Here is an 11160-nt window from a genome sequence, read left to right as displayed (position 1 = left end):
GTCACCAACCGCAACCCGGAGGCCCCCCGACTTGCGGTTGGTGACCAAACCGCAGGCCCGGGAGCACACCCGTTCACTCAGAGCCGCACCAGCATCTTGCCGGTGTTGCCGCCGGAGTAGAGCCCACGGAACGCGTCGACCATCTGGTCGAGGCCGTCGAAGTAGGTCTCGCGGTAGGTGAGGTCGCCGGCGGCGAGCCAGGCACCCGCCTCGCGGTAGAACTCCGAGGTCAGGTCGGCGTGGTCGCTGACGATGAAGCCGCGCATGGTGACGCGCTTGGACACCAGCATCATCAGGTTGCGCGGTCCCGGCTCGGGGGCGTCGGCGTTGTAGCCGGCGATCGCACCGCACAGCGCGATCCGGCCGAAGTCGGCCATGTGGAAGACGGCGCCCTCGAGGTGCTCGCCGCCGACGTTGTCGAAGTAGACGTCGACCGGCCCGTGCTCCTTGAGCTGCTTGGCGACGGGGCCGTCGTGGTAGTCGAACGCCGCGTCGAAGCCCAGCTCGTCGACCAGCCACGAGACCTTCTCCGGCGAGCCGGCGGAGCCGATGACCCGACCTGCGCCGAGCTGGCGCGCGACCTGGCCGGCGACCGAGCCGACGGCACCGGCCGCGCCGGAGATGAAGACCGTGTCACCCTCGCGGAGCTCCGCGATGCGCTTGAGCCCGACGTACGCCGTGAGGCCGGGCATGCCGAGCACGCCGAGGTAGGCGCTGGCGGGGACCTGGGAGACGTCGAGCTTGCGGGCCGCTGCCGCAGGGAGGACCGCGTGCTCGCGCCAGCCGGCCATCGTCAGGACGGTGTCGCCGACGGCGAGCTTGTCCGAGCGGGACTCCTCGACGACGCCGATGGCGCCGCCGTCCATCGGGGCGCCGAGCTGGAAGGGTGGCACGTAGGACTTCACGTCGTTCATGCGACCGCGCATGTAGGGGTCGACCGACAGCACGGTGTTGCGCACCAGGACCTCGCCGTCGGCGAGGTCGGGCAGGTCGACGGAGGCGGTGTCGAAGTGCTCCGGACCGGGCAGTCCCACGGGGCGGGTGGACAGGTGGATCTCGCGGGTCGTCGTAGCCATGCCCTCGATCCTCCCAGGCCCTCCAGCAGCGCAGCAGGACCCCCCGACCAGCCCGCCAGGAGGTGGCCGAGATCACCCCGTCGTGGATGCGGGAACGGCCCCTCGACCTCACTACGATGTAAGAGTCGCACAAGCGGCACTACTTGTTACACCAACCGTGACCCCCACACCGGGGTCGAGAGGATGAGCACCCATGTCGACGCAGCTGCACCTGGCCCGAGGAATCGTCAACGGACGGGTCCACGCAGATCGGGACCACGCGCAGCTCCGAGACGTGGAGCTCGCCGCGGCGGACGCGCGGGCGGCCCGCCGGGGTCGACTGCGCTGGGTCACGCGCTCGCGCTGATCCCGCCCACGGGGGAGTCCGCGGTCTGGCAGTCTGTGCGCCATGAGCGACCCGACGCCGACGCCCGACACGCATGCCGACACCTGGCGGGGGATCGACCTGACCCGCATCGGGGAGGGTCGCTACAAGGCCACCAACCAGCGCGGTGGGATCGTGCCGATCGGCAGCGGTGAGGACCCGGACTTCACGCCCGTCGAGCTGCTGCTGGCAGCGCTCGCCGGGTGCGCCGGGGTCACCGTCGACGAGCTGACCAGCCGTCGCGCGCAGCCGGTGTCCTTTGACGTGTCCGCCGCGGGCCACAAGGTCAGGGACGAGGGCGGCAGCCACCTGGTCGGCCTCACGGTCACCTTCGACGTGGTCTTCCCCGAGGGCGAGGCCGGCGACCAGGCGCGCGCGTTCCTCCCGCGCGCCGTCCAGCAGACCCACGAGCGGATCTGCACGGTCTCCAGGACGGTGACGCTCGGCGAGCCGGTGGACTACGTCATCGCCGAGGACCGCGCCTGATGTCAGGTGCTCCGCGGGTGGCCCCGTGGACCCGGGTGCCACGCCAGGACGGACGCCGCTTCATCGTGACCGGCGCCAACAGCGGGATCGGCCTCGAGACCGCTCGGGCACTCGCGGAGGCCGGCGCGCACGTGGTGCTCGCCGTGCGCAGCGTCGCCAAGGGTGAGGCCGCTGCCGCGACCATCCAGGGCGACGTGGCCGTACGTCGTCTCGACGTCTCCGACCTGACCTCGGTGCGCGCCTTCGCGGACGACACCAGCGAGGTCGACGTGCTCGTCAACAACGCCGGCATCCTCGGGGTGCCGTTCGGCCTCAGCGTCGACGGGATCGAGCTCCACCTCGCCACCAACCACGTCGGGCACTTCGCCCTGACCAACCTGCTGCTGCCGCGCATCACCGACCGGGTCGTCGTCGTGAGCTCGCAGTCGCACCGCTCCGGCGTCCTCGAGCTCGACGACCTGGACTGGTCGCGGCGCGGCTACTCGGCGTACGCCGCCTATGCGCAGTCCAAGCTCGCCAACATGCTTTTCCTCGCCGAGCTGCAGCGCCGGCTCACGGCCATCGGCAGCACCCTGCGCGTCACCGGCGCCCACCCCGGCTCCACGGCGACCGCGATCACCGCCAACACCGGCAACGGCTTCAAGACCTGGGTCGGGTCGTGGGGCCACGGCCTCGTCGGCATGAAGCCCTGGCAGGGCGCGCTGCCCACGCTCTACGCCGCCACGATGGACGTCCCGGGCAACACCTATCTCGGCCCCCACCGCTTCAAGGAGATGAGCGGGTGGCCGGTCAGCGTCGGACGCAGCCGAAATGCCAGCGACCCCGACCTCGCCCGGAAGTGCTGGGAGATGTCGGAGTCGCTGAGCGGGGTGGGTTTCCCCCTCGTCGGGCGTGACTAGTCGACGGTGACGGCGCTGATGCCGATCTCGGTGGCGGGTGCCCCGTCGGGGCCGCCGTCGGCGGTGCCGGCAGCACCGATCTCCTCGACGACCTTGAGACCCTCGGTGTCCATCTCGCCGAAGACGGTGTAGTCCGGCTGCAGCACGGAGGAGTCGCCGTAGACCAGGAAGAACTGCGAGCCGTTGGTGTCCGGTCCCGCGTTGGCCATGGCGATCGTGGCGGGCCCGTACTTCTCATCGCCGGTGAGCTCGTCGGGGAAGGAGTAGCCCGGGCCGCCGCCTCCGGTGCCGCTCGGGTCGCCACACTGGAGGACGAAGATCCCCTGGGTCGTCAGCCGGTGGCAGATCGTGTCGTCGAAGTAGCCCTGCTCGGCCAGCGAGACGAAGGAGTTGACCGTGCAGGGGGCCGCCGCCGCGTCGAGCGTGGCCGAGACCTCACCCGCCGATGTCGTGATCGTGACCGGCACGTCGCCGTCGTAGGCCGACATGTCGGGCGGCAGGTCGGCCTCCTTCGCCGCACCCCCCTCCTCGGTGTAGGTGCACGGCACGGCGTTGGCGTTGTCGACCGGCGCGCTGTCCGCGGCGGTCTCGTCCTCGCCACCGCAGGCGGTGAGGCCGGCGGCGAGCACCAGGGCGGCGATCAGGGTCAGGGGTCGTTTCGACATGCGCCCGATCGTAGGGGAGCGCCGTTCACCCCCTGGCCCTAGGCTCGCGCCATGCAGCTGGGAGTCCACTACGCCAACTTCAGCCACCCCGACTGGGCCCACACCCTCGAGGAGCGCCTGACCTCGACGGCCCGCGTCGCCGACCAGGGCGGTGCGGCGTGGTTCACCGTCATGGACCACTGGTTCCAGATGGAGGACCTCGGCGGGCCCGCAGAGCCGATGCTGGAGGGCTACACCACCCTGGGCTACCTCGCGGCCGTCACCGAGCGGGTGCGCCTCAGCCTGCTGGTCACCGGGGTCACCTACCGCCACCCCGGGCTCCTCGCCAAGACCGTCACCACGCTCGACCGGCTGTCGGGCGGCCGGGCGATGCTAGGCATCGGCGCCGCGTGGTACGACCGTGAGCACGCCGGCCTGGGCGTCCCGTTCCCTTCCACCAGCGAGAGCTTCGAGCGCCTCGAGGAGACCCTCCAGGTCTGCCGCCAGATGTGGAGCGACGACGACGGCGCGTTCGACGGCGCCCATTACCAGCTCGCCGAGACCGTCTGCGTCCCGCCGCCGCTCCAGCAGCCCGGACCGCGGATCCTGGTCGGGGGAGCGGGGGAGCGCAAGACGCTGCGGATGGTCGCCCAGTACGCCGACGCCTGCAACATCTTCGGCCAGGGCCCGGACGTCATGGCCCACAAGCTCGACGTCCTGCGACGCCACTGCGACGACCTGGGTCGTGACTACGACGCGATCGAGAAGTCGATGGTCCTCGACGCCGACCCCACCGGCGACACCGACGCCTTCCTCGCCGACATGGAGGCCTACGCCGCCCTCGGCATCGAGCTGGTCACCCTCATGCCGCAGGGGGACGACCCCGTCGCCTGGACCACCGAGGTGTGCGAGCGGGTGCTCCCGCGTCTCCAGCAGCTGTGAGCCAGGCCGGCGAGCCCGCAGCGTCTGTGCACCGACACGACGTCATCCCGCTGCGTGAGGCCACCAAGGCGTGGTTCCTCATCTCGCTGCAGACCTTCGGGGGTCCCGCGGGCCAGATCGCGGTCATGCAGCGCACGCTGGTCGACGAGCGACGCTGGATCGGTCAGCAGCGCTTCCTCTTCGCGCTCTCCTACTGCACCCTGCTGCCGGGCCCGGAGGCCCAGCAGCTTGCGACCTACATCGGGTGGCTCCTCAACGGCGTCAAGGGCGCCCTGGTCGCGGGCATCCTCTTCGTGCTCCCCGGAGTCGTGGCTCTGCTGGCGCTGTCGGCGATCTACGTCGGCTACGGCGACACCACGCTCGTGGAGTCGGTGTTCCTCGGTCTGGCGCCAGCGGTGATCGCGATCGTGCTCCAGGCGGTGATCCGTGTCGGCGGCAAGGGGCTCGGCCATCCCGGTCTCGTCGGACTGGCCGTCGCGGCCTTCGTGGCACTCACCCTGTTCGCCGTGCCGTTCCCCCTGGTGGTCCTGGCCGGAGCGGTCGGCGGATGGCTGCTGGGCCGTGCCGTGCCGACCCTGGCGAAGCCTCGACCCGCTGCAGCCGAGGAGGGACCACCGCCCCTGGTCAGCGACGACGCCCTGCACACCGAGCGCCCGTCGGGCCGCCGGGCTGCGCTGATCCTCGCCGTGGGACTCACCCTCTGGGCCGCGCCGGTCGTGCTGGCTGCGGTCCTCGCGGGACGCTCCAGCATCTTCGTCGACCAGGGCGTCTTCTTCTCGGGCGCGGCGGTGGTCACCTTCGGCGGCGCCTACGCCGTGCTCGCCTACGTCGCCCAGCAGGCGGTGGACGTCTACGGCTGGCTGGCGCCGGGGGAGATGGTCCGCGGACTGGCCCTCGCCGAGACGACGCCCGGGCCGCTGATCATGGTTGTCCAGTTCGTGGCGTTCGTCGGCGCCTACCGCGACCCGGGCAGCCTCGACCCGTGGCTGGCCGCGGTGCTGGCGGCGTTGCTGACCACCTGGGTGACCTTCGTGCCCTGCTTCCTGTTCATCCTGCTGGGGGCGCCCTACGTCGAGCGCCTGCGCGGCAATCGGACGCTCGCCTCGGCCCTGAGCGGCATCACCGCCGCAGTCGTCGGCGTCATCGGCAGCCTGGCGGTGTTCTTCGCCGTGCACACGCTCTTCGCCGACACACAACGGCTGACCTCAGGGCCGCTCGACCTCGACGTCCCGGCGCTCGACTCGCTGCAGGCCTCGGCCGTGGTCATCACCGCCCTGGGCTGCCTGCTGATCTTCCGTCTGCGCTGGAGCGTGCTGCGCACTCTCGGCGTGTGCACGCTGGCCGGGGTGCTCTGGGGCCTGGTCGCGACCGGGCTGTGACCGGCACCTTTCTTCGTGCTCGAGGCTGCGTGGGGCCCCTTCTCCGCCTTGTAGTTGACATAATGTCAGTTATCGGCGATATACGAGGGCCTGCCCGACAGGCTCAGGAAGGGGTCTCGGAGTCATTCTGCAGGCGGTCGATCTGCGCGGATGCCTCCGCCTTGGTGAGGCTGCTTTGGAGCGGCACCGCAGACTCGGTCCGTGCCTGAAGGACACACCATCCACCGACTCGCGCGCCGCCACCGGACCCTGCTCGTCGGTCGCCGCGTCGCCGCGTCGAGCCCTCAGGGGCGTTTCGCCGAGGGAGCTGCGCTGATCGACGGCCAGGTGGTCGACGCGACCGACGCCTGGGGCAAGCACCTCTTCCACCGCTACGACGACCTGTGGCTGCACGTGCACCTCGGGCTGTTCGGCAAGTTCCGGGACGGGGACGCGCCCGCGCCCGACCCGCGCGGCGCCCTGCGTCTCCTGCTCACCACCGACGACCACTGGGTGGAGCTGCGCGGGCCGACCGCCTGCGAGCTGATGACCGATCCCGAGCGCGACGTGCTGCTGGCACGACTGGGCCCGATCCTCTGCGTCGCGACGCCGACGCCGGAGCCTTCGTGTCACGCGTCGGGCGCAGCCGCGCCCCGATCGGCACCCTGCTGATGGACCAGGCGGTGATCGCCGGTGTCGGCAACGTCTACCGCGCCGAGGTGCTGCTGCGCCACGGGACCAGCCCGTTCGCCGCCGGGCGCGACGTCGACCCGGCGGTCGTCCAGGCGATCTGGGACGACCTGGTGGTCCTCCTGCGCGCCGGCGTGCGCGCGGGGCGCATCATCACCACCGAGCCCGAGGACCGTGCACGACCGCACGGTCGGCCGCGCCGGGACGACGCCCACTACGTCTACGGCCGGACCGGACTCCCCTGCCGCCGCTGCGGGGCCGAGGTCCACTCGGCTCCCATGGCCGCTCGCACCGTCTACTGGTGCCCGGTCTGCCAGGCGTGACCCCGTGCCGTCACCGGCCCCGACGGGTCATTTCTCGTAGTCCGAACGGACTACTTCCGTGTGATTCTCCCCGCGTCGAGGCCTGGGGAGGCCTACCTTCGTGGAGTACCGACTCTTCTCTGGGGGCACTTCCATGTGGGACACCGCGCAGGCCAACAACCACCTGCTGAGCCACGACATGCCGTGTGGCCACTGCGGCCACGCGATGCACACCTTCCTTGCCTGCTCCGACTCGTGCGACTGCACGCCGTCGGGTCAGCACACGCGCTCCGAGCGCGACCTCGCACGCGTCTGAGCGACGCCGCTGCCCGAGGATCCCGGAAACCCCGAAGGTCGGCCAGCGGCCGTCCGATCGGATCAGGGAGAGGAGGACAGACCATGTGGGACACCCATCAGGACAACGAGACCCACCTGTCGCACGACATGCCGTGCGTCCGGTGCGGTCACGGCATCCACACCTTCCTCGCCTGCGGTGACCAGTGCCCGTGCGAGCCGTCACCGATCCCCGGCCAGATCGCCGGCCAGATCGCCTCCTGACCTCAGGTCAGGAGCCTGCAGGCCGATGAGTCGCGCGACGCCGACCGGCGTCGTACCCCTCGTCCTGCCAGGAGCCGCCATGCAGCACCGCCCGCTCTCCGCCGGACCGCATCGACGGTCCGCTCGCGCCGTCGGCCTGGTCACGTTCAGTGCTCTGGCCGCCCTCGCGGTCTCGTCACTCCCAGCCGGCGCCACCGCGCCGACCATCTCCTCGGCATCCGTCATGGCGGTGGACCACACCCGGGTCGAGGCGACCCGCACGGTCCTCGGCCAGGTCTTCGGTCCGCTGGAGCGCTTCCGCGACGGCGTCTTCGTCGAGGCCCGCACCCTCACGGGACGCGTCGTGTCCTCGGCGATCACCTACGGCGGCCAGTACGAGCTGCACCTCTCCCCCGGCACCTACACCGTCATCTACTCCGACGGCCCGGACGCGACCTACGAGGTCGCGGGCCAGCGCACCCGCGTGGTGGTCGGTCTGCGCAACGTCAGGCTGCCGGACGTCTACCTCCTCTTCGCTGGCCCCCAGGCGCTCCGCGAGCCCCAGCTGCGAGGCGAGGCCCGCGTCTCGCAGACCCTGCGCGTCGACCCCGGCACCTGGGACCTCGACGACGCCCGCTTCGACTACACGTGGATCCGGGACCGGAAGATCCTCCCCGTCGAGGGTCGGACCTATGAGCTCACGGCGGCGGACGTCGGACACATGGTCCGGGTCCGGGTCACCGCCAGCCTGCCGCTGCACGAGACCGGCACGGCGACCACCCAGCCCGTGACGGTCGCGCGCGGCGAGTCCGAGGTCGACGCCGACGCCGCGCGCTCCGTCGTACGCCGGCGCGACGAGGTGGTCATCTCCGGACGGGTCGCCGCCGCACGAGGAGGGCGAGGTGGCGCCGTGCAGATCTTCGAGGGCACCCGACCGACGTCTCGGCCCGTGCGGCTCGAGAGGAACGGCTCGTTCCGGGTGGAGGTGCCGGTCAGCGGACGCGGCCGCCACACCTACCTGGTGCGCTTCACCGGCAACGCCTGGTTCGCTCCGGCCTGGTCCGACGTGGTGCGGGTGACCGCCCGCTGAGGCTGGGTCAGGCGCCTCAGGCCTGGAGGTCGAGCATCACCTTGATGGCGCGTCGCTCGTCCATGGCGCGGTAGCCATCGGCCACCTGGTCCAGCGGCAGCGTCGAGTCGAAGACCAGACCAGGCTCGATCTGGCCCGAGGTGACCAGGTCGAGCAGCTCGGGCAGGTAGCGGCGCACGGGCGCCATGCCGCCGCGCAGACCGACGTTCTTCTGGAACATCTTCTGCACGGGCAGCTGGACGCCGTGGGGCACGCCGACGAAGCCGACCATCGAGCCGGGGCGGGCGACGGCGAAGGCCGTGCCCATCGCGTCGTCGGTCCCGACGCACTCGAGGACGGCGTCGGCGCCGATCCCGCCGGTGATCTCCTTGACCGCCGCGGCGCCCTCCTTGCCACGGGCGGCGACGACGTGGGTGGCGCCGAAGGCCGTGGCGATCTTCTGGCGGGGCTCGTGCCGCGACATCACGATGACCTTCTCCGCGCCCATCACGGACGCGGCGAGGACACCGCACAGGCCGACGGCGCCGTCGCCGACGACCACGACGGTCCCGCCCTCCGGCACTCCCGCGCACACCGCCGCGTGCCATCCGGTCGGCATGACGTCCGAGAGGGCCAGCAGCGACGGGATCATCGCCTGGTCGGGCTGTCCCTCGAGCTTGACCAGGCTGCCCTCGGCCTGGGTCGCCAGCGCGTACTCCGCCTGGCCGCTCACGGTCATGCCGAGGTTGGTGCAGACCGAGTGGGCGCCGTGCTGGCAGTGGGCGCAGGTGTTGTCGCTGTGGCAGAACGGCACGACGACGAAGTCGCCCGGCTTGAACGAGCGGACCTCGGAGCCGACCTCCTCGACGACCCCGACGCACTCGTGGCCGATCGTCGCGCCCTCGGTGATCGGGTTCTCACCGCGGTAGGGCCACAGGTCGGAGCCGCAGATGCAGCCCGCGGTCACCTTGACGATGGCGTCCGTGGGAGCGGTGATGGTCGGGTCGGGGACCTCGGAGACGCGGATGTCGCCGGGCGCGTGGATGGTCGTGGCTCGCATGTCGCCGATCCTCGCACTCCCCTGGTGAGCACCGTCAAGCAACCGCCCCGGGTCCGCTCGGACACCCCGCGAGGCAGATTGGCGATATCTCACATGTGAGTTACCGTCGATGCATGGCAACGGACTACAAGGGTCGTATCGGCAACCTCATCCGCGACGCGCGCAAGCACCGCGGGCTGACGCAGCACCAGCTCGCCGGCGTCCTCGGCACCAGCCAGAGCGCGATCAACCGGATCGAGAAGGGCCATCAGAACCTCTCCCTCGAGATGCTCGCGCGCATCGGCGAGGCGCTCGACTCCGAGATCGTCGCCCTAGGCGCCGGTCCCACGCACCTGCGCGTGACCGGCCCGACCACCCTGTCGGGATCGATCGACGTCAAGACGTCCAAGAACGCCGGCGTCGCCCTGCTGTGTGCCTCGCTGCTCAACCGCGGGCGCACGACGCTGCGCAAGGTGGCGCGCATCGAGGAGGTCAACCGACTGCTCGAGGTCCTCAACAGCCTCGGCGTGCAGACCAAGTGGCTCAACGAGGAGAACGACCTCGAGATCATCCCGCCCAAGGAGCTCGACCTCGCCAACCTCGACGAGGAGGCGGCCCGTCGTACGCGGTCGGTCATCATGTTCCTCGGCCCGCTGCTGCACCGCATGGAGACCTTCGAGCTGCCCTACGCCGGCGGCTGCAACCTCGGCACCCGCACCGTCGAGCCCCACATGAGCGCCCTGCGCCCCTTCGGGCTCGAGGTCAAGGCGAGCGACCGGTTCTACCATGCCCAGGTCAACCGGGCGATCGAGCCGACGCGTCCGATCGTGCTGACCGAGCGCGGCGACACCGTCACCGAGAACGCCCTGATGGCAGCGGCGCTGCACCCCGGCACGACGATCATCCGCAACGCCTCGTCCAACTACATGGTCCAGGACCTCTGCTTCTACCTCCAGCGCCTCGGCGTCACCGTCGACGGCATCGGCACGACCACGCTCACCGTCACCGGGCTGGCCGAGATCGACGTGGACGTCGACTACTCCCCCAGCGAGGACCCGATCGAGGCGATGTCGTTGCTGGCCGCGGCGATCGTGACCAAGTCGTCCATCACCATCCGCCGGGTGCCGATCGAGTTCCTCGAGATCGAGCTCGCGCTGCTGGAGGAGATGGGGCTCAACTACGCCCGCACCGAGGAGTACGTCGCCGCCAACGGCAACACCCGTCTCGTCGACCTCACCACCCAGCCCTCGGACCTGCACGCACCGCTGGACAAGATCCACCCGATGCCGTTCCCCGGGCTCAACATCGACAACCTGCCGTTCTTCGCGGTCATCGCCGCCGTCGCCGACGGCCAGACCTACCTGCACGACTGGGTCTACGACAACCGCGCCATCTACCTCACCGACCTCAACAAGCTCGGCGGGCACGTCAAGCTCCTCGACCCGCACCGCGTCATGATCGAGGGCCCCACCACCTGGACCGGCGCGGAGCTCATGTGTCCCCCGGCCCTGCGCCCCGCCGTGGTCATCCTGCTCGCGATGCTCGCCTCCAAGGGCACCTCGGTCCTCCGCGGCACCTACGTCATCCACCGAGGTTATGAGGACCTCGCCGAGCGGCTCAACGAGCTCGGTGCCTCCATCGAGACGTTCCGCGACATCTGACGGGGCGGGTCGGCGGCTTCGCGGCTGTCCCGGGACATGCGGTTTGGTCACCAACCGCATGTTTTCGGCCCCTGGGACTGCGGTTGGTGACCA

14 protein-coding genes are annotated in these 11160 nt (G+C 70.8%); 11 read left to right on the top strand and 3 right to left on the bottom strand.

Going from position 1 to position 11160, the window contains the following annotated elements; translation table 11 throughout:
- Positions 1-77: 77 nt before the first annotated feature.
- On the bottom strand, positions 78-1076 hold the full coding sequence (locus tag AAG827_RS21045) for an NADP-dependent oxidoreductase (RefSeq protein WP_341928168.1): 999 nt from the start codon (positions 1074-1076) through the stop codon (positions 78-80).
- A 193-nt stretch (positions 1077-1269) separates the two neighbouring features.
- On the opposite strand from AAG827_RS21045, the gene AAG827_RS21040 reads away from it, so the two are divergent.
- The 3 genes from AAG827_RS21040 to AAG827_RS21030 are packed head-to-tail and all read left to right on the top strand — an operon-like array spanning position 1270 to position 2825.
- A complete protein-coding gene (locus AAG827_RS21040; protein WP_341928167.1) occupies positions 1270-1422 on the top strand; it encodes a hypothetical protein in 153 nt (50 codons plus the stop codon).
- A gap of 42 nt (positions 1423-1464) precedes the next feature.
- Entirely contained in the window at positions 1465-1926 is a 462-nt protein-coding gene (locus AAG827_RS21035; RefSeq protein ID WP_341928166.1) for an OsmC family protein, read from the top strand.
- Positions 1926-2825, top strand: a complete 900-nt coding sequence (locus AAG827_RS21030) for an oxidoreductase (RefSeq protein ID WP_341928165.1) — start codon at positions 1926-1928, stop codon at positions 2823-2825. The genes AAG827_RS21035 and AAG827_RS21030 overlap by 1 nt, the downstream gene beginning before the upstream one ends.
- Here AAG827_RS21030 and AAG827_RS21025 read toward each other — a convergent pair.
- The gene (locus tag AAG827_RS21025) at positions 2822-3490 is read right to left on the bottom strand and encodes a peptidylprolyl isomerase (RefSeq protein WP_341928164.1); all 669 of its coding nucleotides are present in this window, start codon (positions 3488-3490) and stop codon (positions 2822-2824) included. The genes AAG827_RS21030 and AAG827_RS21025 overlap by 4 nt on opposite strands.
- Positions 3491-3541: 51 nt before the next feature.
- Between AAG827_RS21025 and AAG827_RS21020 the strand changes: the two genes are divergently transcribed.
- The 7 genes from AAG827_RS21020 (at position 3542) to AAG827_RS20990 (ending at position 8388) form a co-directional block, all read left to right on the top strand.
- A complete protein-coding gene (locus AAG827_RS21020) occupies positions 3542-4411 on the top strand; it encodes an LLM class F420-dependent oxidoreductase (protein ID WP_341928163.1) in 870 nt (289 codons plus the stop codon).
- A 26-nt stretch (positions 4412-4437) separates the two neighbouring features.
- Positions 4438-5790, top strand: a complete 1353-nt coding sequence (gene chrA / locus AAG827_RS21015; protein ID WP_341928162.1) for a chromate efflux transporter — start codon at positions 4438-4440, stop codon at positions 5788-5790.
- A gap of 201 nt (positions 5791-5991) precedes the next feature.
- Positions 5992-6441: a DNA-formamidopyrimidine glycosylase family protein gene (locus AAG827_RS21010; protein ID WP_341928161.1), complete on the top strand. Its 450-nt coding sequence runs from the start codon at positions 5992-5994 to the stop codon at positions 6439-6441.
- Entirely contained in the window at positions 6396-6782 is a 387-nt protein-coding gene (locus AAG827_RS21005; protein ID WP_341928160.1) for a zinc finger domain-containing protein, read from the top strand. The genes AAG827_RS21010 and AAG827_RS21005 overlap by 46 nt, the downstream gene beginning before the upstream one ends.
- A gap of 133 nt (positions 6783-6915) precedes the next feature.
- On the top strand, positions 6916-7077 hold the full coding sequence (locus AAG827_RS21000) for a hypothetical protein (RefSeq protein ID WP_341928159.1): 162 nt from the start codon (positions 6916-6918) through the stop codon (positions 7075-7077).
- A gap of 83 nt (positions 7078-7160) precedes the next feature.
- Entirely contained in the window at positions 7161-7319 is a 159-nt protein-coding gene (locus AAG827_RS20995) for a hypothetical protein (protein WP_341928158.1), read from the top strand.
- Positions 7320-7344: 25 nt separating this feature from the next.
- Positions 7345-8388, top strand: coding sequence for a hypothetical protein (locus tag AAG827_RS20990; RefSeq protein WP_341928157.1), 1044 nt, complete (start codon positions 7345-7347; stop codon positions 8386-8388).
- A gap of 16 nt (positions 8389-8404) precedes the next feature.
- Here AAG827_RS20990 and AAG827_RS20985 read toward each other — a convergent pair whose 3' ends face one another.
- Positions 8405-9427, bottom strand: a complete 1023-nt coding sequence (locus tag AAG827_RS20985) for a zinc-dependent alcohol dehydrogenase family protein (protein ID WP_341928156.1) — start codon at positions 9425-9427, stop codon at positions 8405-8407.
- A gap of 113 nt (positions 9428-9540) precedes the next feature.
- On the opposite strand from AAG827_RS20985, the gene AAG827_RS20980 reads away from it, so the two are divergent.
- On the top strand, positions 9541-11067 hold the full coding sequence (locus tag AAG827_RS20980; RefSeq protein ID WP_341928155.1) for a UDP-N-acetylglucosamine 1-carboxyvinyltransferase: 1527 nt from the start codon (positions 9541-9543) through the stop codon (positions 11065-11067).
- Positions 11068-11160 lie beyond the last annotated feature (93 nt).

Origin of the sequence: Nocardioides psychrotolerans (genome assembly GCF_943371775.1) — a bacterium.
Lineage (GTDB): Bacteria > Actinomycetota > Actinomycetes > Propionibacteriales > Nocardioidaceae > Nocardioides > Nocardioides psychrotolerans_A.
The sequence above is the reverse complement of the archived record's forward strand: the minus strand, read 5'-3'. Positions and strand labels throughout refer to the sequence as shown.